The organism is Flavobacterium sp. PMTSA4 (genome assembly GCF_032098525.1).
Taxonomy (GTDB): domain Bacteria; phylum Bacteroidota; class Bacteroidia; order Flavobacteriales; family Flavobacteriaceae; genus Flavobacterium; species Flavobacterium capsici.
In genome coordinates this window covers 1,682,226-1,705,669 of sequence record NZ_CP134890.1, presented here as the reverse complement: position 1 = coordinate 1,705,669, position 23,444 = coordinate 1,682,226, and the positions used below count along the sequence as shown (strand labels likewise).

At 30.1% G+C, this 23,444-nt stretch carries 25 protein-coding genes and 1 tRNA gene; 18 read left to right on the top strand and 8 right to left on the bottom strand.

The window, feature by feature from the left end; translation table 11 throughout:
- The first annotated feature begins 185 nt into the window (after window positions 1–185).
- Window positions 186–878: a murein L,D-transpeptidase catalytic domain family protein gene (locus RN605_RS07855; protein WP_313323970.1), complete on the top strand. Its 693-nt coding sequence runs from the start codon at window positions 186–188 to the stop codon at window positions 876–878.
- Between the two features lies 1 nt (window position 879).
- Here the strand turns inward: RN605_RS07855 and RN605_RS07850 are convergent, their stop codons facing one another.
- Window positions 880–2,466, bottom strand: a complete 1,587-nt coding sequence (locus RN605_RS07850; RefSeq protein WP_313323968.1) for a L,D-transpeptidase family protein — start codon at window positions 2,464–2,466, stop codon at window positions 880–882.
- A gap of 262 nt (window positions 2,467–2,728) precedes the next feature.
- Between RN605_RS07850 and RN605_RS07845 the strand changes: the two genes are divergently transcribed.
- Window positions 2,729–2,801 (top strand) — tRNA-Gly (locus tag RN605_RS07845).
- A gap of 48 nt (window positions 2,802–2,849) precedes the next feature.
- On the opposite strand, the gene pepE is transcribed toward RN605_RS07845, so the two are convergent.
- Window positions 2,850–3,554, bottom strand: a complete 705-nt coding sequence (gene pepE, locus RN605_RS07840; protein ID WP_313323966.1) for a dipeptidase PepE — start codon at window positions 3,552–3,554, stop codon at window positions 2,850–2,852.
- 114 nt (window positions 3,555–3,668) lie between these two features.
- On the opposite strand from pepE, the gene RN605_RS07835 reads away from it, so the two are divergent.
- The 6 genes from RN605_RS07835 (at window position 3,669) to RN605_RS07810 (ending at window position 8,924) form a co-directional block, all read left to right on the top strand.
- Window positions 3,669–4,418 carry a hypothetical protein gene (locus RN605_RS07835; RefSeq protein ID WP_313323965.1) on the top strand — a complete coding sequence of 250 codons (750 nt, stop codon included), beginning with the start codon at window positions 3,669–3,671 and terminating at the stop codon, window positions 4,416–4,418.
- Between the two features lie 7 nt (window positions 4,419–4,425).
- Window positions 4,426–5,160, top strand: a complete 735-nt coding sequence (locus RN605_RS07830; RefSeq protein ID WP_313323963.1) for a hypothetical protein — start codon at window positions 4,426–4,428, stop codon at window positions 5,158–5,160.
- Window positions 5,161–5,661, top strand: coding sequence for a DUF6702 family protein (locus RN605_RS07825; protein WP_313323961.1), 501 nt, complete (start codon window positions 5,161–5,163; stop codon window positions 5,659–5,661).
- Window positions 5,662–5,723: 62 nt separating this feature from the next.
- Window positions 5,724–7,967 (top strand): M1 family metallopeptidase, encoded by a 2,244-nt coding sequence (locus RN605_RS07820; protein ID WP_313323959.1) that lies wholly within the window; start codon window positions 5,724–5,726, stop codon window positions 7,965–7,967.
- A gap of 76 nt (window positions 7,968–8,043) precedes the next feature.
- Window positions 8,044–8,367 carry a Sec-independent protein translocase subunit TatA/TatB gene (locus tag RN605_RS07815; RefSeq protein ID WP_313323957.1) on the top strand — a complete coding sequence of 108 codons (324 nt, stop codon included), beginning with the start codon at window positions 8,044–8,046 and terminating at the stop codon, window positions 8,365–8,367.
- Window positions 8,367–8,924 (top strand): phosphatase PAP2 family protein, encoded by a 558-nt coding sequence (locus RN605_RS07810; protein WP_313323955.1) that lies wholly within the window; start codon window positions 8,367–8,369, stop codon window positions 8,922–8,924. The genes RN605_RS07815 and RN605_RS07810 overlap by 1 nt, the downstream gene beginning before the upstream one ends.
- Window positions 8,925–8,926: 2 nt before the next feature.
- On the opposite strand, the gene RN605_RS07805 is transcribed toward RN605_RS07810, so the two are convergent.
- Window positions 8,927–9,568, bottom strand: a complete 642-nt coding sequence (locus RN605_RS07805; RefSeq protein ID WP_313323953.1) for an O-methyltransferase — start codon at window positions 9,566–9,568, stop codon at window positions 8,927–8,929.
- Between the two features lie 60 nt (window positions 9,569–9,628).
- On the opposite strand from RN605_RS07805, the gene rlmN reads away from it, so the two are divergent.
- On the top strand, window positions 9,629–10,669 hold the full coding sequence (gene rlmN, locus RN605_RS07800; RefSeq protein WP_313323951.1) for a 23S rRNA (adenine(2503)-C(2))-methyltransferase RlmN: 1,041 nt from the start codon (window positions 9,629–9,631) through the stop codon (window positions 10,667–10,669).
- Between the two features lie 50 nt (window positions 10,670–10,719).
- Here rlmN and RN605_RS07795 read toward each other — a convergent pair whose 3' ends face one another.
- Window positions 10,720–11,556 carry a hypothetical protein gene (locus tag RN605_RS07795; RefSeq protein ID WP_313323950.1) on the bottom strand — a complete coding sequence of 279 codons (837 nt, stop codon included), beginning with the start codon at window positions 11,554–11,556 and terminating at the stop codon, window positions 10,720–10,722.
- Between the two features lie 130 nt (window positions 11,557–11,686).
- Here RN605_RS07795 and RN605_RS07790 point away from each other — a divergent pair, with 130 nt between their 5' ends.
- From RN605_RS07790 to dnaG, 5 genes are all read left to right on the top strand, one after another.
- Window positions 11,687–12,664 (top strand): polyprenyl synthetase family protein, encoded by a 978-nt coding sequence (locus RN605_RS07790; protein WP_313323949.1) that lies wholly within the window; start codon window positions 11,687–11,689, stop codon window positions 12,662–12,664.
- Between the two features lie 156 nt (window positions 12,665–12,820).
- Window positions 12,821–13,381: an RNA polymerase sigma factor gene (locus tag RN605_RS07785; RefSeq protein ID WP_313323948.1), complete on the top strand. Its 561-nt coding sequence runs from the start codon at window positions 12,821–12,823 to the stop codon at window positions 13,379–13,381.
- Window positions 13,368–14,126, top strand: coding sequence for a hypothetical protein (locus RN605_RS07780; RefSeq protein WP_313323946.1), 759 nt, complete (start codon window positions 13,368–13,370; stop codon window positions 14,124–14,126). Before RN605_RS07785 ends, RN605_RS07780 begins: the two co-directional genes overlap by 14 nt.
- A gap of 31 nt (window positions 14,127–14,157) precedes the next feature.
- Complete coding sequence (locus tag RN605_RS07775; protein WP_313323945.1) at window positions 14,158–15,210, top strand: hypothetical protein; 1,053 nt, start codon at window positions 14,158–14,160, stop codon at window positions 15,208–15,210.
- A gap of 111 nt (window positions 15,211–15,321) precedes the next feature.
- Window positions 15,322–17,298 carry a DNA primase gene (gene dnaG / locus RN605_RS07770; RefSeq protein ID WP_313323944.1) on the top strand — a complete coding sequence of 659 codons (1,977 nt, stop codon included), beginning with the start codon at window positions 15,322–15,324 and terminating at the stop codon, window positions 17,296–17,298.
- A gap of 30 nt (window positions 17,299–17,328) precedes the next feature.
- Here the strand turns inward: dnaG and RN605_RS07765 are convergent, their stop codons facing one another.
- Entirely contained in the window at window positions 17,329–17,958 is a 630-nt protein-coding gene (locus RN605_RS07765) for a response regulator transcription factor (RefSeq protein WP_313323942.1), read from the bottom strand.
- A gap of 84 nt (window positions 17,959–18,042) precedes the next feature.
- Complete coding sequence (gene nadE, locus RN605_RS07760) at window positions 18,043–18,846, bottom strand: NAD(+) synthase (protein ID WP_313323940.1); 804 nt, start codon at window positions 18,844–18,846, stop codon at window positions 18,043–18,045.
- Between the two features lie 93 nt (window positions 18,847–18,939).
- Here nadE and gldB point away from each other — a divergent pair, with 93 nt between their 5' ends.
- Window positions 18,940–19,908, top strand: coding sequence for a gliding motility lipoprotein GldB (gldB, locus tag RN605_RS07755; protein WP_313323938.1), 969 nt, complete (start codon window positions 18,940–18,942; stop codon window positions 19,906–19,908).
- Entirely contained in the window at window positions 19,901–20,230 is a 330-nt protein-coding gene (gldC, locus tag RN605_RS07750) for a gliding motility protein GldC (RefSeq protein ID WP_313323936.1), read from the top strand. The genes gldB and gldC overlap by 8 nt, the downstream gene beginning before the upstream one ends.
- A gap of 27 nt (window positions 20,231–20,257) precedes the next feature.
- Here the strand turns inward: gldC and yihA are convergent, their stop codons facing one another.
- Together yihA and RN605_RS07740 are read right to left on the bottom strand one after the other, a co-directional pair.
- On the bottom strand, window positions 20,258–20,875 hold the full coding sequence (gene yihA, locus RN605_RS07745; protein WP_313323934.1) for a ribosome biogenesis GTP-binding protein YihA/YsxC: 618 nt from the start codon (window positions 20,873–20,875) through the stop codon (window positions 20,258–20,260).
- Between the two features lie 43 nt (window positions 20,876–20,918).
- Window positions 20,919–21,683 carry an alpha/beta fold hydrolase gene (locus tag RN605_RS07740; protein WP_313323932.1) on the bottom strand — a complete coding sequence of 255 codons (765 nt, stop codon included), beginning with the start codon at window positions 21,681–21,683 and terminating at the stop codon, window positions 20,919–20,921.
- Window positions 21,684–22,084: 401 nt separating this feature from the next.
- Between RN605_RS07740 and mraZ the strand changes: the two genes are divergently transcribed.
- Together mraZ and rsmH are read left to right on the top strand one after the other, a co-directional pair.
- Entirely contained in the window at window positions 22,085–22,555 is a 471-nt protein-coding gene (mraZ, locus tag RN605_RS07735) for a division/cell wall cluster transcriptional repressor MraZ (protein WP_313323930.1), read from the top strand.
- Window positions 22,536–23,438 carry a 16S rRNA (cytosine(1402)-N(4))-methyltransferase RsmH gene (gene rsmH, locus RN605_RS07730; protein WP_313325809.1) on the top strand — a complete coding sequence of 301 codons (903 nt, stop codon included), beginning with the start codon at window positions 22,536–22,538 and terminating at the stop codon, window positions 23,436–23,438. Before mraZ ends, rsmH begins: the two co-directional genes overlap by 20 nt.
- Window positions 23,439–23,444 lie beyond the last annotated feature (6 nt).

Genomic DNA, 23,444 nt, shown 5'->3' with positions numbered 1-23,444 from the left:
TCTTTTTTGAATTAAACAAAAATATGTAATATTTTGTATTATCCAATAAATCTGCAATAATTAGGCTACTTTTTTATTTAATTGACAATAGATTAAGACAAAGTTAAGTAAAGATTAATTTGGTCGTTATAATTTTTTTTATAGTTTTGTCGTCCCAAGTCTAATTACTAAACCTATAAGAATCAATGAAATATAAGATTTTATCCCTGTTAGCATTTCTGCTATTAACATCGTTTAGCAGTTTGCCAAAAAAACATTTTGAAAAAAATATAGCTTTAAATGAAGAAGAAAAATCTTTATTCAGAATTGAAGCAGTATACAATGAATTAAAGTCAAATTCTTTTTCTTTACCAAGCTTTGATTGTTTTTCAATAGCTTTAGAAGGATTTTTTAAGTTCAAGGAAAAAGGCTTTTTTCAAAAAGATATAATTACGTTAATAGATTTTTCAAAATCATCAAATTCAAAACGTCTTTGGATAATTGATTTAGATAAGAATGAGGTTTTGTTGAATACATTAGTTGCTCATGGTAGAAATACAGGTGATGAGTTTGCAAATTATTTTTCGAATAAAGAACAATCTTATCAAAGCAGTTTAGGTTTTTATGCTACTGCCGAAGTATATAATGGTAAACATGGTTTGTCATTAAAACTTGATGGTTTGCAAAAAGGATTAAACGATAATGCAAGAGAAAGAGCAGTTGTTTTGCATGGTGCAGATTATGTTTCTGAAAAATTTATTCAAAATAATAAGCGCTTAGGAAGAAGTCAAGGTTGTCCTGCAGTTCCTTTAGAATATAATGATAAGATAATAAGCTTAATTAAAGATAAATCATGTCTTTTTATTTATCATCCTTCAAAAAAGGAAAAATTTATCTAAATCATTCAGAAAGTTTTTTATACAAATCTTCGTCTAAGTTATAGATGTCATCTCTAAAAATTAATTTACTGTTTTCACTCCAAGCTGTCCAATACCATTGGTATAAATAAATTCTAGATTTTATAGGCGCTGTTTTTGTATCCAATTTTTTCAATATAGAAGTTATACTGTCCATTGGATAATTGATAGAATCTTTCAATAAATAATTGGTCAGTTCTAAAGGATTTTCTACCCTGACGCATCCAGAACTTAATGAGCGATTTGTTTTCCCGAAATAATCCCGATGGTTAGTGTCATGAAGGTAGACGGAAAATTTATTTGGAAAAATAATTTTAACCATTCCAAGTGAATTATAACTTCCTGGACTTTGAACATATCGATAACTTTTTGCCTTTGATGCTTTCCAATCATCCGCAGAAACTATGTTTCCTTGAGAATCATATGCTGTAATATTTTTGGAAGCCAGATAATTTTTATTTTTTGACATTGCCGGAATTACATCTTCTTTTAAAATAGTTGGAGGAACAGTCCAAGTAGGATTAAAAACTGCATAACTCAATTTTGATGACAGAATTGGAGTTTTTCTTTTATTTGTTCCAACGATTACTTTGTGAGTTCTGATTGTGTCTTTTTCTTCAACTGCAACAAGTTTATAATCAGGAATGTTTACCATTAAATATTCTTTTCCAAATTCTTTAGGAAACCATTTCCAACGTTCCATATTTGTAATGATTTGTTGTTTTCTTTTGGTTTTGTTGAAATTAAGAGCATACAAAGTTCCTTTTCCAATAACGCCATCAGATGCTAAACCATGTCGAAATTGAAAATTCTTGACAGCTTCAACGGTTTTAGAGTCATAAACATTGGTCAAACTATCGCTTGCTTTTAGGTCTTTCCAATAAATGAGTCTTCTTTTTATGGCAACCATTTCTTTTAAAGTGTCTTTTGGGATAATTTTTTCGTTAACTAAAATTGGTTTTATAGTGTCTTTTGGTAAAGAATTTAAAATAGAAAGTGCTGTTTTTAGTTTCTTATAAACTTCATGTTGAGGTTTACAACTATCAATAACAGCGATGAAATCATCTTGTTTTTTAAATGCTTTTATTAAAATTTTTGAAACATCAGTAGATTTTGCCTTTAAATCCCAATCTTCATAAATATCTCTTGGATTTAATTTTCCTTGACTAATGTGTTTGATGTACTTCTGAAAATTTAGTGTCAATAGTAAATCATAATCAACCAACTCTTTGTCTGACAATTTATTGATTTTCTTTTCTAATTTAGCTAGCTTACTATAGTTGTAGTCTTTTGAAAAAAGACCTTCATTTTCTGCGTTTTTAAATTCATTCAAGACAAATGTTCTTAACTCAGTAGATTGCCAAACAGTTTCATTATTATAACTTTTGTAGAAAAATTCTAAGTCTTGGTTTTCAAACTTGACGTATAAAGTAGAATCTATTTTGATAATTTTTCCTTCATAAGGTTTTTCTCTTTCTACAATTTCTATTTTTTTCGGAATTGTTTTTTCGGTTTCTTTTTTACAAGAAATAACTAAGGAAAAGAAAATAAATAGTAATAAATACTTCATAGTATAACTTTTGTGCATAATAGTTGCAATTCTATACATTTGATTCAAAAATGTTGCCAATTTTTAAAAATTAAAATTTTATTGAACGTTTTTTTGATTGTATCTTGCAAATAATGAATTTGAAGTATACCATTATAAAAGTATAACTTTTTCATAGTAAATCAATTAAAAGTTTTAAACAGGTTCGTGATATTCGATGAAAAATATTTTTCAAAAAACTTGCATCAAATAAAACAAATGATATATATTTGCACACACAAATGCGGAAGTAGCTCAGTTGGTAGAGCTCCAGCCTTCCAAGCTGGTTGTCGCGAGTTCGAGCCTCGTCTTCCGCTCTGAAAAAAACCTCAAACATTGTTTGAGGTTTTTTTATTTTATGGATTTTATATCAAAGACAAATCAGTTTCTGCTTCAAGTTCAATTGGTAATTCATTTTGTATAAACCATCGCGCAGTTAAATTTCCTTTCAAAATAATATTTTCACCTTTAACTTCTAACCAACTTCCTTCTCTTAAACCAAGAACTGGTGTTGTATTCAAAGTGTGAAACTCTTTAATTCTGGTTTCACGAGTTTCACCCATATGTTTACTTTGTAAATCTGGATCAAGATAATGTGGATTTAAATTGAATGGTAAGAATCCCAAGGTTTCAAAACTTGGCGGATAAATAATAGGCATATCGTTAGTGGTTTGCATTGTTAAACCAGTAATGTTGCTTCCAGCACTTGAACCAAGATAAGGTGTTCCGTTTTCAACTACTTTTTTTAAAGTTTTTAAAACATTGTTTTCATACAATTTGGTAACAAGTAGAAAAGTGTTTCCGCCACCAGTAAAAATTCCTTGGGCATTTTCCAATGCTTCAATTGGATTACTAAACTCATGAATTCCTTTGACATTAATATTAATTGTTGCAAATGCATTTTTTACAACATTGGTGTAATCGTCATACGAAATTCCTCCAGGTTGCGCATATGGAATGAACAGAAGCGTTGATACTTTTGAAAAATGATTTTTTAAAACGGGCAAAATATATTCTAAATAATTTCCACCATGAAGTGTTGATGTACTTGCTATAATTAATTTTTTCATAATTGAAATTGAATTTTTTCAAAAGTACTATTTTCATTTTTTTTATTTAACAAAAAATTACAAGCAGCATAAATGATTTTTAAACATCTTTGGAAAAGAATTAACTTTACAACTATGAAGTTTAAATTACTTTGCTTATCTTTAGTATGTACCTTTTTCGTTCAAGCTCAAGACGACGAATTGTATTTTTTGAAAGGACGAATTGTATCTCAAATTAAAGAGTTGAATGAAATTTATGTAACGAATTCTCGTTCAGAATCTGCAGCAGCAACTAATGGAAGTGGTGATTTTTCTCTTTTTGTTAAAGTTGGTGATACATTAAAATTTTCGGGATTACAAATTGTTCCAAAAAAGATGGTTTTATCGTCAAATGATGTTGTAAAAACATTGTTAGTTGTAGCTCTTCAACCTAAAGTGTTTGAATTGAGTGAAGTGAAAGTTAATGATCATCCAGAAATTAATGCAGTTTCGTTAGGAATATTACAAAAACCAGCAAAAAAATACACTCCTGCAGAAAGAAGATTGAAAACTGCAACTTCATTAGATGGAGCAATTGGATTTGGAGGTGTAATGAGTTTAGATCCTTTAATAAATTGGATTTCAGGTCGAACTGCTATGTTGAAAAAAGAACTTGAAGTTGAAAAACACGAACGCCTTAAAAAGAAAATTGAGAATTATTTTGGAGAAGATTACTTTATATCAACCTTAAAAATTCCAGCAGAATATGTAAACGGATTTCTTTTTTATGCGGTTGAAGATGAAAAATTAGTTCAAGTTGCATCAGAAAATAACAAAAGTTTGATGCAGTTTCAATTGGGTGAAATTGCTGTTAAGTATTTAGAATTAATATCTCAAAAAGAATAAAAAAATCATGAAAACGTATTATTATATAGTATTTATACTTTTTTTTCAATTAAGTTTTTCACAATCTTTATTGCGAAAAAACCTTAAAGGACAAGTAGTTAATGATTCTATTAAAGTTGATAATGTTGTTGTTTTTAACATCAACAATCAAAAAGGAACAACTGTTTATCAAGATGGTTCATTTGAGATAGAAGTAAGAGAAAATGATACTTTGTTTTTTTCTAGTTTATATTTTTTGCCTGAAAAAGTATTGATAACCAGCCGAGAAATCGAAAAGGGCAACTTGATTGTTCCGCTAGAAGCTTTTGTCAACAAATTGCAAGAAGTCGTGGTTAAGTCAAAAGTAAAACCACGATTAGACACTAATAGAAATATTGTTGACACTCAATACTATGGTGATTCAAAATCGTCAGTTAAAAATCCGTTTATTTATACTGGTGAAATTCAAAATGGCGTAGATTTTGTTCGTATTTTTAAGGATATTGGTCGAGCATTTAAAAAGAAAAAGAAAGAAAAACAAGCTCAGGAAATTCTGTTTACCGATTTAGTGATGAAAAAAATTGATTATGATTTCTATAAAACAACTTTAAAACTCAAAGATGAAGAAATTAGATTGTTTTTGTTTTATTGTGAAAAAGGAGAACACGATTTTGAACAATTTAATACCAAAACAAATTTTGAAATCATGAATTTTTTGATTGAAAAAAATAAGGAATATCAAAAATTTAAAATGAAAAAGTAGATGAGCAAAATTTTCAAAATATCCTTTGGGATTTTAATGTTTTTTTTAATTTCATCCTTTATAATACATAAGTTTTATGTTGGAATGTTTCAGTTAGAATTTGTTCCACAAAAGAAAGAATTACAAATCACAACACGTTTATTTATTGATGATTTAAACGAAGCATTAAAGAAAAAATTTCACAAGAAAACTTTTCTTGCCGAAGAAAATGAATCTAAAGAAGATGTTGTTTTGCTTCAAAAATATTTTTCCGAAAAGTTTAAAATTCAAATTAACGGTCAAACAAAGAGCTATGTTTTTTTGAGCAAAGAAATTGAAAACAACGTTTTAATTTGTTATTTTAAAATAAAAGATATTCAAAAAATCAATTCACTAGAAATTGAAAATTCTATACTTACTGACCTTTTCCCAGAACAGCAAAACATTATTCAATTTAATGATAATGGAAAAAAATCATCGCTTTTACTTACGGATGAAACCATTAAAGGAATGTTAAAATAATCTGTAAAAACTTTAACTTCAAAGAATTATTTTAAATTTAACGCTTTATTAAAATTTTCGAAATGAATAAAGTACTTCTTGCCTCAATTTTACTATTATTTTCAGCTCAAAACAGTAGTGCTCAAGAGCAAAAATCACAAGAAAGAAACCCAGACAAATTCAAGCAAATGTATGATTTATTGGCAACGCCAAACATGTATCGTACCGCATCTGGAATGCCTGGACCAGAATATTATCAGCAACAAGCAGATTATAAAATAGATATTGAACTTGATGATAAAAACACAAAACTTTTTGGTCAAGAAACAGTAACATATACCAATAATGCCAAAGAATCTTTGGACTATATGTGGATGCAATTGGACCAAAATCAACAATCAAGAAAATCATTATCACCTTTAGTTGAAAATAGTGTAACTGATCCAGTTATGAGTCCAAAAAGTTTTTCTAGAAAATATTTAGAAGAACCTTTTGATGGTGGATTTAATATTGAATTTGTAAAAGATTCAAATGGAAAACCAATGAAGTACACAATTAATCAAACCATGATGCGTATAGAATTGGACAAACCATTACAACACGGAGAAAAAATTTCATTTTCAATAAAATGGTGGTACAATATCAATAATTACAGATTAGATGGTGGACGTTCGGGTTATGAGCAATTTCCTGATGGAAATCGTTTGTATGTGATTGCACAATTTTACCCAAGAATGGCAGTTTACAATGATGTTGAAGGTTGGCAAAACCAACAATTTTGGGGTTCAGGAGAATTTGCACTTCCATTTGGAAATTTTGAAGTAAATATTACTGTTCCAGCCGATCATATTCTTGAAGCAACGGGTGATTTGTTAAATAGAAATGAAGTTTTCACACCAGAACAAGTAAAGCGATATGCTCAAGCTGAAAAATCTTTTGACAAACCTGTAATAGTTGTAACTCAAGCTGAAGCCGAAGCAGCAGAAAAAGGTTTTTCAGACAAGAAAAAAACCTGGAAATTTAAAGCAACTAATGTTCGTGACTTTGGAATTTCAACTTCTCGAAAATTTATTTATGATGCAATGGCAGTCCAACTTGCAACAAGAACAGCAATGGCAATTTCATTATATCCAAAAGAAGGAAATCCGCTTTGGGAACAATATTCTACCAGAGTTGTTGCACATACTTTAAAAAGCTATTCTTCACATACATTTGATTATCCGTATCCAAAAGCAATTTCGATTAATGCTGAAGATCAAGGAATGGAATATCCTATGATTTGTTGGAATTTTGGTCGTCCTGGTGCAGATGGAGTAACTTCTGAGCGAACAAAAAATGGAATGATTGGTGTTATAACGCATGAAGTTGGCCATAACTTCTTTCCAATGATTGTAAATTCAGATGAACGTCAATGGACTTGGATGGATGAAGGATTAAATTCATTTATGGAGTATATGGCATTAAAAGAATGGGATCCGAATTTTCCAGCCGATCGTGGACCAGCAAAAAATATTGTTCCTTATATGAGCGGTGATCAAAGCGGTTTAGAGCCAATAATGACCAATTCAGAATCTATAAGACAATTTGGGAATAATGCTTATGGAAAACCAGCAGCTGCATTAAATATTCTTCGAGAAACGGTTATGGGTAGAGAACTTTTTGATTATGCATTTAAAACCTACGCAAACCGATGGAAGTTCAAACATCCAACTCCCGAAGATTTTTTCAGAACTATGGAAGATGCTTCAGCTTTTGATTTAGATTGGTATTGGCGTGGTTGGTTTTATACCACTGATTACAATGACATTGGAATCAAGGAAGTAAAAAAATATTTTGTGAGTAACGAACCTTCAAAAGAAGTTGATGATTTTATAAAAACGCGAAGAAGAAGAAATAGAATTGATGGAGCTAGAGTTTATTTAGTAGCCGATGGAAGTGAAAGTTACAAACCATCAATGAATAAACCTTTTGAAATAAAAGATTCTAAAACTTTATCGGAGTATATTGAGCAAACCTTTACTAAAGAAGAGCAAGCTAAATTAAATGCTCCAAAATATTTTTATCAAGTAACTTTTGATAAACCTGGAGGTTTGGTGATGCCAATTTTAGTTGAATTAACTTTTGAAGATGGAACAACTGAAAATTATCATTTTCCAGCTCAAATTTGGAGAAAAGATGATAAACAAGCCATCAGAACTTTTGCAACTCAAAAAGTATTAAAAAAGATTACTATCGATCCAAAACAAGAAACTGCGGATATTGATTTATCCAATAATACATGGCCAAAAACTCAAGTGAAGTCAAAATTTGACGAATCCAGAAATTAAAGTTAAGCTTTTGTATTTAACTGGAATTAGTAAAAAAACTTTGTAACTTTGCAGCTCAAAAATTAATTTTTAGATTATGTTTGGAATTGGCGGTGGAGAATTATTTTTCATACTTTTTATAGCATTAATGCTTTTTGGTTCTGATAAAATCCCAACTATAGCTAGGACTTTAGGAAAAGCAATGGCACAATTGAAGAATGCTACTAATGAAATAAAAAGTGAAATTCAAAAAAGTGCTGAGGAAAATGGTGTTGATAATTCAATTAAAGAATTAACATCAACTTTTACAAAAGAAATTGATGAAGTTAAAGAAGGAATCGATCCAAATAGTATTACAAAATTCCAAAAAGAAATTGAAGATATCGAATCAATGTCTGGTCCGATTAAACGCCAAAAATAATGTTTGATAAACTAATCGATTTAGATCATAAAATTTTAATATTTCTTAACGGATTAGGTTCAGAAACATATGATGATTTTTGGTTAGTTATAACAAAACAAATTTATTGGTCGCCTTTATTTTTATTGATTTTTTATTTACTCCAAAAAAAACTGGGTTGGAAAAAATTTGGATACTACATATTATTCACGGCAGTTTTAATTTTGATTTCCGACCAAACGGCTAATTTATTTAAAAATTCATTTCAAAGACTTCGTCCATGTAATTTGGAAGAATTAAAAGGTATAATCAGAGTTGTAAAATCAAGTAGTTCTTTCAGTTTTTATTCTGGTCATGCTACAAATTCGATGGCAAGTACTGTTTTTGCTTTTATGATTTTAAAGCAATATTACAATCACAGTTATTTATTGTTTTTATTTCCGCTGATTTTCGCTTTTAGTAGAATATATCTTGGACTTCATTTTCCTTCGGATATTTTGACGGGTTATTTATTCGGAGCAACTTTTGGGTTTATTTGCTATAAATTATATCAAAAATATATACTTAAAACTACTTAGATTTATTTTACTCTCGAAACCGTTAATCCATCGCGAATTGGCAGTAAAACAGTTTCAACCCTAGAATCTTCTTTTAGGAGTTTGTTGTATTCTAATAAAATTTTTGTTGCTAAATCGTTAGGTTTTACTTCTTCAACCACTTTTCCGCTCCATAATACATTGTCTGAAAGAATAATTCCGCCTTTATTCATCATTGGAACGATTAAATGAAAATAATTAATGTAGTTTTCTTTATCAGCATCAATAAAAACTAAATCGTATTTTTTGTTTAAAGTTGGAATAATTTCTAAAGCATCGCCAAGATGTTGCGTAATCTGACTTCCCCAAGAACTTTTATCAAAATATTTTTTTTGAAAATCAACCAATTCTTCTTCAATATCAATAGTGTCAATAGTTCCATTTTCAGCCAATCCTTCAGCCATACAAAGCGTTGCATAACCAGTATAAGTTCCAATTTCTAAAATAGTTTTTGGAGCAATAATTTTTGAAAGCATACTCAAAACTCTACCTTGAAAATGTCCGCTCAACATTCGTGGTTGTAATATTTTTTGAAAAGTTTCTTTATTAAGTTGCGCTAATAATTCAGGTTCATCTTGCGAATGAATTGTAACGTATTGATCTAAATCGTCTGAAAGAAAATGCATGATTTTATTTTTTGTAAAAATACAAATTAAGAACTAATCAAATTAACCTAAATTTGCACCATGGAAATCGAGAAAAAAGACATTCGAAGTTTAACAAAAGAACAATTGCGTGATTTTTTTGTGGCTAATGGCGACAAAGCATTTCGTGGAAATCAGGTTTATGAATGGCTTTGGAGCAAGGCATCGCATAGTTTTGAAGATATGACAAATGTTTCCAAAGAAACTAGAGCCATGCTTGAAAATAACTTTGTTATTAATCATATCAAAGTAGATACCATGCAACGAAGTGAAGACGGAACGGTTAAAAATGCGGTTCGTTTGCACGATGATTTGATAGTAGAAAGTGTTTTAATTCCAACTCAAACTAGAACTACGGCTTGTGTTTCGTCACAAGTTGGGTGTAGTTTAGATTGTAATTTTTGTGCAACAGCTCGTTTAAAAAGAATGCGAAATCTGAATCCTGATGAAATTTACGATCAAGTTGTTGCCATTGATAGAGAAAGTCGTTTATACTACAATCGACCACTTTCTAACATTGTATTTATGGGAATGGGAGAACCGTTGATGAATTATCCAAATGTGATGAAAGCTATTGACAAGATTACTTCAAACGAAGGTTTAGGAATGTCGCCAAAAAGAATCACAGTTTCTACTTCTGGAATACCAAAAATGATTAAAAAAATGGCTGATGATGAAGTAAAAGTGAAACTGGCAGTTTCTCTTCATTCGGCAATTGATGAAGTTCGTTCGCAAATTATGCCGTTTTCAGAAAATTTTCCGCTAAAAGATTTACGTGAAAGTTTAGAATATTGGTATCGTAAAACGAAAAGTAAAATTACTTATGAATATGTTGTTTGGAAAGGAATTAACGATTCCAAACAAGCTGTTGATGCTTTGGTGAAGTTTTGCAAATACGTTCCGTGTAAAGTTAATTTAATTGAATACAATCCAATTGATGATGGTGAATTTCAACAAGCTTCCGATGAAGCAATTAATTTATATATAAAAGAATTAGAAAAAAATAATATTGTTGCCAAAGTACGAAGAAGCAGAGGAAAAGATATCGATGCTGCTTGTGGTCAACTTGCCAATAAATCATAAAAAAAAGCCTCAGAATTCTGAGGCTTTTTTTTATTAAGTAATCTAAAAATTTAATTTCCAAAAGTGAAAGTGTTAGCTGGACCGCCATTTATAGAAATTGTTGCTTCATTATCACAAGTTCCATCACCATAATTGATTACAGCTGTGTTATTGTTTCTAACTATTTCTAAAACTCCGCGAACTAATCTGTATTGACAGTTCATTCTAAATACCAACGGAGTTGTTATAGTTGTAGTTTGACTCCAATTTGGTCTTGTTGTTGACCAGTTTCCAGTAACTCTAAATATGTTATCAGCCCAAATTGGTGTTCCAAATCCTTCAATCATCTCAGAAACTCTGTTTCCTGTTCTTACAAAAGAATCACCATTAGGGAAAGTTACGGTTAAATTTAAAGTCATTGTACTGGTTGGATGAATTGGAGCAACAGTAGTTAATGTTCTCACTATTGTTTTATTTCCTTCTACTAATCTTGCATTAAAATGGAAATTATCAAAAGTTACAGAAAAAGTTCTTGTTAAAGGATCAGAATTTACTGTTTTCGTTATAATAATCATTCCAGATAATACATTTCCATTTGGCATTGTGCAACCGGTTGTTCCAAAATCAATCGTTCTTGTCCAAGTATTTCCAGTTACTACTGTTGTAACTGTTGCACATGGCGGAAGAAAACTTTCTGGCGCATCAGACATTCTTCCGGTATCATTTAATTGAATATCAATTTGATTTTCTACAATTGCAGAAACATCTTCAGTCATATTATCAATTTCTGCGCTTGTTCTAGCTTGAGCAGCGTTTAATGTGTTGTCATTTGAAGAAGAATCATCTTTGCTACAACTTAAGATAAACATTGATAATGCCAATCCTAATACTAGGTTTTTTATTTTCATAATCTTTTAAATTTAAAGGTTTGAAAGTTAGATACTAATTTACAATAAAGGTTTAATCAAATTGAAAAAAATTTTTCAAACAATAGCTTTATTGTATATTTGAGCATCCAAAGGAATTTGGATTAAGCGGATGAATATTACTTCACAAATAAAGCAACCCATTCAACAGGAAATGGAACTTTTTGAAAAAAAGTTCTATGAATCGATGACTTCAAAAGTGGCGTTGTTAAACCGAATAACCTATTATATTGTAAACCGAAAAGGAAAGCAAATGCGACCAATGTTTGTTTTCTTGGTTGCTAAAATGGTTTCAGAAGGAAAAGTAAATGAACGAACTTATCGTGGCGCAAGTGTAATTGAATTGATTCATACTGCAACTTTAGTGCACGATGACGTAGTTGATGATAGTAATAGAAGACGTGGTTTTTTTTCAATAAATGCACTTTGGAAAAACAAAATTGCTGTTTTAGTTGGCGATTATCTTTTGTCAAAAGGTTTGTTGCTTTCAATTGATAATGGAGATTTTGATTTACTTCGCATAATTTCGGTAGCAGTTCGTGAGATGAGTGAAGGCGAATTATTGCAAATTGAAAAAGCACGCCGACTTGATATTACAGAAGACGTTTATTATGAAATCATTCGTCAAAAAACAGCAACTTTAATTGCGGCTTGTTGTGCTTTAGGTGCAAAATCGGTTTCAGAAGACGAAGTTTTGGTTGAAAAAATGCGAAAGTTCGGTGAACTGATTGGAATGGCTTTTCAAATCAAAGATGATTTGTTTGATTATACAGATGATGCCATTGGAAAACCTACAGGAATAGATATCAAAGAGCAAAAAATGACTTTGCCTTTGATTTATGCATTAAATAATTGTACTTCAAAAGAAAAAAGTTGGTGCATTAATTCCATTAAAAATCATAATAAAGACAAAAAACGAGTAAAAGAAGTAATTCAGTTTGTTAAAGATAAAAACGGACTTTCTTTTGCCGAACATAAAATGGTTGAATTTCAACAAGAAGCACTTTTATTACTTCAAAATTTCCCCAATTCAGAATACAAATCAAGTTTAGAGTTAATGGTTAATTACGTTATTGAAAGAAAAAAATAATTTTTTTTAATAATTTTAAATTATTTAACTTATTGATTTTTAGAATATTATTTATTTTTCAAAAAAACAATTGAATTTTTTTAAATCTTCATGCAACTATTTTGAACCTATCTTCGTCTATGTTAATAGAAGTCAGATAGAAACCTAACCATCTAAATGAAAGTAATTAATTTACATCAAGAAGAAAAAGAATTAATCGAACTAGCAGTCGAAAATAATCGTCATGCACAACAAAAGATTTATTCTAAATTTTCTCCAAAAATGCTTAGCGTTTGTCGACAATATATAAAAGACATCCATGAAGCCGAAGATATAATGATTACTGCTTTTATGAAAGTTTTTACCAATTTGAAAAATTTTAAGCATGAAGGAAGTTTCGAAGGTTGGATTAGGCGAATTATGATAAATGAATGTATTTCTTTTATAAGAGTTCAAAAAAAAGTAAAGTTCTTAGAAGATGAAAATTTCACAGAAGAAAAGGTCAACAATATTGAAAGCCAATTATCAATAGAAGATATTCAATTTTTGATAGATAGTTTACCCGATGGATATAAAATGGTTTTTAACCTGTATTGTATAGAAGGTTATAAACATCATGAAATTGCAGCAATGTTAGGGATAAATGAAGGAACATCAAAATCACAATTATCACACGCAAGAAGGATTCTTCAACAAAATGTGACAAAACTTAAAAATTATGACAATGGAACCGAATAATATGGAAAATCAAATTAAAGAAAAGTTGAATTCAAGAGAAATTCAGCCTTCAGCTCAGGCTTGGGATAGATTAGACGCTATGCTTACTGTTGCCGAAGAAAAAAAAACAAAGCGTTTTCCGTTTTGGTTTATTGGCGTTGCTGCAAGCGTTTTGGTATTGCTAACAGTTGGTTTGTTTATATACAATCAAGGAAAAAGCATTTCAATCCCTAATAATGAAATAGTAGTTGCACCAGAAAATCAAGAACCTAAAATAAATAATGAACTACCAATAACTGAGCAAAATCAAGTAGCGACATCGGATAGCAATCAATCAAAATCAATCAAAATCAATCAAAATCAATCAATCAATAATCAAGGAGTTTCAATCAACAATCAAAAAAACAATCAAAATTCAATCATCAATCGTGACAAAGAAATAGAATATTTAGTAGCCGGAGATGTTGCAGCAGTAAAAGACATTCCAAAAGTTAGTTCTACTGAACCAATAGTAGTTCCACCAAGAAAAGAAATAGTTCAAAAGAAATCAACTTATGTAGATGTTGATGCGTTGCTTGCTTCGGCTGAAAATTCTAGTAAGTCGCAAATTAAATCAAAATCAGAAAAAATAAAAGTTGACGCCAATACACTTTTATCTCACGCAGATGGAGAAGTTGAGCAAACTTTTAGAGAAAAAGTAATTAACAGAATTAGTAAAAATTACCAAGAAGTAAAAACGGCTTTAGCCAACAGAAATCAAGAATAAATAATCATTAATCATTTTAAAACAAACAATCATGAGGAATTTTACAATTTACTTAGCAGTAGCGGCATGCCTATTGGCAGGAAAAATTACCGCACAGGAAACCTTTGAATCTAAAGCAAGACAAATTGCAGAAAAGATTGAAAGAATTACAAAAGAAGAGAAAGAAGCATTAAAAATTGAAATTGAAGAAGTAAACAAACAATTTGAAAACGGAACAATTACAAAAAAAGAAGCTGATGACAAAAAGAAAAAATTAGCTGAAGCTAGAGCTTTGATTATTGAAAATAAAGTAGCTGTTTCACAAGAAGAATTAAAAGAATTAGTTCAACAAAAAGTAAATGGTAAAATTTTAAGTTCAGATAAAAATGATTCTTCAAGAGTCAAAATAGGAAGAATTTCAATTAATTTTAAAAATGATACTATAAGATATAATAAAACCTATAAAGAAAAAAGAACTACGTCTCAATTTGTGTTTGCAGCTGGTTTAAATAATGTAGTTACTGATGGAGATATCGAGAATTCTGACTTCAGATTTTGGGGTTCACACTTCTACGAATGGGGTTTGACTTATAATACACGAATTGCCAAAAACAGTAATTTATTGCATTTAAAGTATGGAATGTCTGTAATGTATAACAATTTAAGGCCAACAGATAACAGAATGTTTGTTGTAAACGGAAACCAAACTAATTTAGAAGATAGCGGATTAAACTTAAAAGAATCTAGATTCAGAAATGTGTATTTGGTTGCACCATTACATTTTGAATTTGATTTTTCAGGTAAAACAATAAAAGACGATAAAACGTATTTCAGAACACACCAAGCGTTCAGAATGGGATTTGGTGGTTATGCAGGAGTTCGTGTTAAATCAAAACAAATTTTGAAATACGAAATCGATGACATAGAGATTAAAGAAAAAATGAAAGGCGATTTCAATTCAAGCAATTTTATCTACGGATTAAGTGCTTACATAGGTTACAAAGAAACAAGTTTATATGTAAAATACGATTTGAATCCGTTGTTTAGAAACAATGCTGTGAAACAAAACAATATTTCATTAGGAGTTCGTTTCGATTTAAATTAAAAAATTTAGGTTAAGGTTAGTTTATGCAAGAAACCTGCAAGTTTTCAAAAGCTTGTAGGTTTTTTTTATTTTATCATGTAACTTTGAATTCTAAATTTAGAACCAAAAATCTTGATTACCAGAGAAACCATTGATAAAGTTTTTGAAACCGCTAGAGTAGAAGAAGTCATAGGCGATTTTGTTCAACTAAAACGTGCTGGAAGTAACTTTAAAGGATTAAGTCCATTTTCAGAAGAACGAACTCCTTCGTTCATGGTTTCGCCTGTAAAACAAATTTGGAAAGATTTTAGTACCGGAAAAGGCGGAAGTGTTGTTACTTTTTTGATGGAACACGAGCATTTCACGTACCCGGAAGCCATTCGTTTTTTAGCAAAAAGATACAATATTGAAATAGAAGAGACAGAAGTTTCAAATGAAGACAAAGCCATTGCAAGTGAAAAAGAAAGCATGTATTTGGTTTCTGAATTTGCTAAAAAATATTTTCAAGAAACCATGCTTAATACCGAAGAAGGAAAAGCTATCGGACTTTCTTATTTTAAAGAAAGAGGTTTTACTTCTGAAACAATTACCAAATTTGGATTAGGATATTCACCAGAAAGTTGGGATGCTTTTACTAAAGAAGCATTGTCGAAAGGTTATTTACTTGATTATTTGGAAAAAACAGGTTTGACAATTGTAAAAGAAGACAAACAATTTGACCGTTTCAAAGGTCGAGTAATGTTTCCTATTCAATCAATGTCGGGAAGAGTTTTAGGTTTTGGTGGAAGAATTTTAAGCAATGATAAAAAAGCGGCAAAATACCTTAATTCTCCTGAAAGCGATATTTACCATAAAAGTAAAGTATTGTATGGAATTTTTCATGCCAAACAAGCTATTGCCAAACAAAATAATTGCTATTTAGTTGAAGGTTATACCGATGTGATTCAAATGCATCAAGCCGGAATTGAAAATGTTGTAGCTTCTTCAGGAACAGCCTTAACACCAGACCAAATCCGACTAATCAATCGTTTGACAAAAAACATTACGGTGCTTTTTGATGGAGATGCTGCTGGATTGCGAGCTTCTATTCGTGGAATAGATTTGATTTTGGAAGAAGGAATGAATGTGAAAGTTTGCACTTTTCTAGAAGGCGATGATCCCGATAGTTTTGCTCGAAAAAATTCGTTTGAGGATTTAGTATTGTACTTAGAAACTAATGCTAAAGATTTCATTCAGTTTAAAGCTTCTATTTTGATGGATGAAGCTAAAAACGATCCAATAAAAAAAGCGGATTTAATTCGTGATATGGTTGTCAGTATTTCTAAAATTCCAGATAGAATTAAAAGAGAAATCTATATTCAGGAATGTTCCAGAATAATGGATATTTCTGAACAAGTTTTGTTGAATACTTTGGCGCAATTGGTTAAAAAAGATATTTCTGAAGCTGATAAAAAATTTAAGCAAGATCAAAAAGCCTTTGAAGTTGTAAAAACCGAAACTCAATTTTCGCAAGAAAAAGTAAATATTATATATAAATTAGAACGTAAATTAATTGAAATATTATTGCTTTATGGAAATCATGAGGCTGAATTTGAAGATGTTATTCTGAAGCTAAACGAAGAAGGTGAAACAATTGAAATTGCCGAAAAAAATAATTATAAAGTTTTTCAAAGAATATTTTTGAGTTTGCAAGAAGACGAAATTGAACTAGCAAATCCATTGTTTAAAGAAATTTACATTGATTTAATAGCTCGATATAATCAAGAAGAAGTTTTTAATCAAGAACAATATTTGCAACAATTACCTGAAGAACAAGCTCAGATGGTTACCGATATTTTGATGCAAGATGAAAAAGAAACTTTACATAATTGGGAAACTAAGCATATTTATGTAAAGCAAAAAGACCAAACTATAAGTCAATATGTTTCAGAAACTATAATTTCCTTTAGAGAATATTTAATCAATAAATTGGTTGCTGATTTAATGAATGAGTTCACAGTTAACCAGGAAATAGACGTTGAAGAATTAAAGACAAACATAAACGATTACAATAAGTTAAAAGTCGTACTGACTAATAAAATAGGCAGAATACGTTCAACTTATTATTAAAAAAAAATCCCGATTTCTCGGGATTTTTTTTTAGACGATTTCTAAAGTTTTTGCTTTATTAACAAGGTCAACTAAATTAGTTACATTCAACTTAGTCAAAAGACGAAGTTTGTAAGTACTAATAGTTTTTTCGTTAAGCTTCAAAATCTTAGCAATTTCGTTGTTCTTTTTTCCATCACTTAAAAAACGAAGAACTTCAATTTCTCGGTTTGAAAGTTTACGGTACAATCGTTCCGTTTTGTTTTGTTTAGCAATTAATGCTAATTTTTTCTTGATGTCGTCATTTAGGATAATTTGACCATTGCTAACTTTAACAATAGTAATTCCCAAATTCTCAAGTTTTGATGTCTTATGAACATAACCAGCACAACCAGCTTTTATAGCATTTGGTGCATAGATGTGTTCTGACAAGCTACTGAAAATAATAACTTTAGTTTTTGGAAAATTTTTGATGATTGACTTAACTTCATAAATACTATTTAATCCGTCAAGTTCCAAATCCATTATTAAAACATCGATTTCTTTGTTTCTTAATGCATCTGGTATCATGAAAAAATTCCCTACGTTGGATGCAATGTTTATTTCACTGTGGTCTTTGAAATAAGCTTTGATACCAAAGTGTACAACTGGAAAGTTATCAGCAATACATACGTTTATCATAATTGTGGTATTTGATAAAATTAATAGAAATTTAGAGTAAAAATACTGAAAAAATAGAAATAATACTATTAATTAGTGAAAATATTACAAATTTTTTGGAAGTATACATACAGGTATAGGTTCCATTTTGTGTTTGTTGGCAGTATTCAAGCGTTTATAGATACTAAAAACCTCTTTTTCTCTACCACTAAAATCTTCAACTGTTTTATTTTTCTCTGATTCAAGCATTGCCCATTCCAATTCGTCATAACTTGCTCCGAGTTGGTCTTCATCGGTACGTGAATCACCAAACAAGCCGTCGGTTGGAGCCGCAATTTGTATCGAATTGGGAACTTTTAAAAATTCAGCTAAAGCATAAACATCACTTTTCATTAAATCGGCAATCGGACTTAAATCAACGCCACCATCGCCATATTTTGTGTAAAATCCAACTCCAAAATCTTCAACTTTATTTCCAGTTCCAGCAACCAGCAAACCATTTATTCCTGCATGAAAATAAAGAGTAGTCATTCTTAATCTAGCTCTGGTGTTTGCGAGTGATAAATTATACTTCGTTTCATCTTCACTAATTGGTACTTCAGTTTTAAAAGTTTCAAAAACATCAGTCAAATCAGTAATAACATGAGAAACATTAGAAAACCTGCTTTTTAATTGTTCAATATGTTCTTTTCCTCTATTAACTTGTTTAATATCTTGATGAATTGGCATTTCTACACAAAGCGTTTTCAATCCAGTTTGAGCACAAAGTGTTGAGGTAACTGCAGAATCAATTCCGCCTGAAATTCCTACCACAAAACCGTTTACTTTTGCTTTTTGAGCATATTCTTCTAACCAATTGACGATGTAATTATTTACTTCTTCAACTTTAATAGCACTTTTTTTAGTCATTTGTTAGGATTGTTTTAAGAAACTGAAACGTATATTTGCAAAGTTAAAAAATCAAAACATTTTTCACTTGTGATTTACTTTAATTTTAAATTAATGAAAAAATCTCTTTTTTTAGTTTCCTTTTTCCTTTTGCTATTCATTTCTTGTGATAAAAAATCTAAAGTAGAAAAAGCAGTCGAAGAAATTCCTGTGCAAATAAGAGTAGTTCGATTTGATAAAGCTTTTTTTGAGGCAAAACCTTCGGATTTGCAAAATTTAAAAGCTGAATATCCATTTTTCTTTCCGGAAGGAAATGATGATAGAGTTTGGTTAGATAAAATGCAAAATCCTTTGTGGCGTGAACTTTATGATGAAACTGAAAAAAAGTACAGTAATTTTGGTAAACAAACAACAGAAATTGAAGAACTTTTCAAACATCTTAAATATTATTTCCCAACAATAATTACTCCAACAGTTTATACGGTTATTGGTGAAATGGATTATAACAACAAAGCAATTTATGCCAATGATAAATTGATTATTGCATTAGAATTATATCTAGGAAAAGAGCACAAGTTTTATGAATTTCCAGCTTATTTGAAGCAAAATTTCGAGGAAAGACAAATGATGCCAGATATAGTTTCGAGTTTTGCGATGAGAACAAATCCGCCATCACAAGATAAATCACTTTTAGCTGAGATGATTTATTATGGTAAAGAATTATACTTAAAAGATTTGTTATTGCCTGATTATACAGATGCCGAAAAAATTGGTTATTTGCCAGAACAAATTACTTGGTGTCAAGAAAATGAAAGTTATATGTGGCGATTTTTTATAGACGAAAATATATTATATAGTTCCGATTCAAGATTGCCAAATCGATTTATAAATCTTGCTCCTTTTTCCAAGTTTTACTTAGAAATTGATAATGAATCACCAGGTAGAGTAGGACAATGGATTGGTTGGCAAATAGTTCGTTCATTTATGAAAAATAACGAGAAAGTAACAGTTCAAGATTTACTAAAAATGGATTATAAAGAAATTTTTGATCGCTCAAAATACAAACCAAAAAAGAATGAATAAAACTTCAGAAATAAAATTCGTAGTAGAATTAGACGAAAACAGAGTTCCAGAAAAATTGACTTGGTCTGCTCAAGATGGCGGTGTTGATTTAGAAGAAGCAAAAGCAATGATGTTATCCATTTGGGATGCAAATGCAAAAGAAACATTACGCATCGATTTATGGACAAAAGATATGCCTGTAGATGAAATGAAGCAATTTTTTCATCAAACTTTAGTAGCTATGGCTGATACTTTTAAACGTGCAACTGCCGATGAAAAAATGACCGAAACTATGAAAGATTTTTGTCAATATTTTGCCGAAAAAATGGAATTAACTAAATAAAAAAAAGCGGTCATTTGACCGCTTTTTTTAAAATCCATTATCCTTAAACATTTCTTGATTTACAGAGTCGATAAATTCTAACAATTCTTTTCTTCCTGTGCCTTCGGTAGAAGAAGTTACAAAATGTTGCGGCATTTCTTCCCAGTTATTAGCCAGCAATGCTTTTCGATAGGCTGCAATATGAGAATCTATTTTTGTTTTACTTATTTTATCAGCTTTGGTGAAAATTAAACAAAATGGGACTTCAATTTCTCCTAAATAATTGATGAATTCTAGGTCTATTTTTTGAGCTTCTAGTCTAATGTCAATTAACACAAAACCGCAAACTAACTGTTCTCTTTTTTCAAAATAATCGGTAATAAACTTTTGAAAAACTTCTTTTGTTTTTTTTGAAACTCTAGCATATCCATAACCAGGTAAATCGACTAAAAACCAATTTTGATTAATCTTAAAATGATTTATTAATTGCGTTTTCCCTGGTTTACCCGAAGTTTTAGCCAAATTTTTATGATTGGTCAACATATTTATCAATGAAGATTTTCCAACATTAGAGCGACCAATAAAAGCATATTCTGGCAAAGGTTCTTTCGGACATTTGCTCACTTCAGAATTGCTAATTATAAACTCGGCTTGATTTATTTCCATGATTTTTAAATAAAAAAAGTTCCAATTCAGGAACTTTATATTGTTACAAATGTACTTCTTTTAACCATTCATGCAAAATTCTGTTAAATTCTTCAGGATGTTCCATCATGGCGGCATGACCACATTTATCAATCCAATATAAGGAGGAATTTGGCATTAATTTATGAAATTCTTCGGCAACTTCTGGAGGTGTAACTTTGTCATTTTTACCCCAAATAATGCATGTTTTCTCATGCATTTTAGGTAAATCTTTTGCCATGTTATGACGAATAGCACTTTTGGCTATTGTTAAAGTTTTGATGACTTTTATTCTGTCATTTACAATTGCAAAAACTTCATCAACAATTTCTTTGGTTGCTATTTTTGGGTCATAAAAAACACCTTCAGTTTTAGCTTTTATATATTCATAATCACCTCGTTTTGGATAACTATCACCCATTGCACTTTCGTAAAGACCAGAACTTCCGGTAATTACAATCCCTGCAACTTTTTCAGGATACATTTTAGAATGGTATAAAGCAATATGTCCACCAAGAGAATTTCCTAAAAGGATTACTCTATCAAATCCTTTAAATGTGATAAAATCTTTTACATATTTGGCAAAAGCCTTTACATTAGTTTTTAGAATATTTTGAGTGTAAAGTGGTAACTCCGGAATAACAACTTTATAGCCATTATTAGAAAAATAATCAGCAACATCTCCAAAATTACTCAAACCACCCATTAGTCCGTGTAATACTACTATTGGTGTTCCTTCACCAGCTTCAAAATAAGAATATCGTCCTTCTTTTTTATAAATTTTTTCCATTAAAAATAGGTGCTTTCCGTATGTCACAAATATATAATTTTCTTTATATAATATATGATTTATTACCTTTAATTACTCCGGATTGTTAAAAAAACAGTATCAGCAGCTTTTAAATTTTAACAGTCTAATTATCAACATTCTTATTCTTAATTTTAAAATTTTCTCATTGCTTCTTTTTTTTGACTTTTTCGCATTAAAAATGAAAATAACGTATTAATTTTTCTTTTAGTATGCTTGTAATTCATGATTTATTAAATAATTCTTAAAAAAATCATTTTGATTTAACGACAGTTTTCATTTCTAAAGTTTCAAAAAGTGGTAAAACTTATTAACAAAGTGGTAATTTGTGGTAAAATGTGGTAATTATTTTTATATTTTTGCTCATATCTTAAAGAGAAAGAGTGGATTCAATAATTGGAACATATGAATGTAAAGTTGACGCAAAAGGAAGATTGATGATTCCAGCTGCGTTAAAAAAGCAATTAACATCTTCGTTGAAAGATGGTTTTGTTTTAAAGCGTTCAGTTTTTCAACCATGTTTAGAATTGTATCCAATGGCAGAATGGAACTTGATGATGCAAAAAATCAATAAGTTAAATCGTTTTGTGAAAAAGAATAATGATTTCATTAGAAGATTTACGGCTGGAGTAAAAATGATTGAAGTAGATGAACTTGGCCGATTGTTAGTTCCAAAAGATTTAATCGCTTTCTCAAAAATTTCTAAAGACATTGTCCTTTCGTCAGCTGTAAACATAGTTGAGATTTGGGATAAAGAATTATATGAAAAATCAATTTCTGGTGATGATGTAGATTTTGCTGATTTGGCAGAAGATGTAATGGGAAATATAAATGATGACAATGGAATATCATAATCCTGTTTTGTTGCATGAAACTGTTGACGGTTTGAATATTAAGCCTGATGGAGTTTATGTAGATGTAACTTTTGGCGGCGGCGGACATTCAAGAGAGATTATGAAAAGGCTTGGACCAAACGGAAAATTATTCGCATTTGATCAAGACGAAGATGCTCAAGCAAATAGTATAGCCGATGAACGCTTTGTTTTGATTCCTGAGAATTTTAGATATATAAAACGTTTTTTGAGATTTTATGGAATAAAAAATGTTGATGGAATTTTGGCAGACTTAGGAGTTTCGTCGCATCAATTTGATGTTCCTGAAAGAGGTTTTTCTACTCGTTTTGAAGCAGATTTAGATATGAGAATGAGTAAAAAAAATGATTTAGATGCATTTAAAGTTGTTAACGAATATGATGATGCAAATCTGAGAAGAGTTTTTTTGGATTATGGAGAATTAAAAATTGCTCCAGCTTTAGCAAGAACAATAATTGAAGCTAGAGAAAAAAAGACAATTAAAACCACTGAAGAGTTAAAACAAGTTCTTAATAAATATTTACCAGAGCAGTTCAAAAATAAAATTTTGGCGCAAATCTACCAAGCCATTCGAATTGAAGTAAATCAGGAGATGGAAGTGTTGAAAGAATTTTTAGAGCAGTCGCTTGAAATCTTGAAACCAAATGGAAGATTAAGTGTGATATCATATCATTCTTTAGAAGATAGATTAGTAAAACGCTTTATGAAAAACGGATTGTTTGAAGGTGAACCTGAGAGAGATTTTTTCGGGAATTTTTCGGTTCCATTTAAACTGATAGAAAAGTTAATTGTTCCGACAGAAGCAGAAATCAAAATAAACAATAGAGCTAGAAGTGCAAAGTTGAGAGTTGCTGAAAAAAAGTAAATAGTT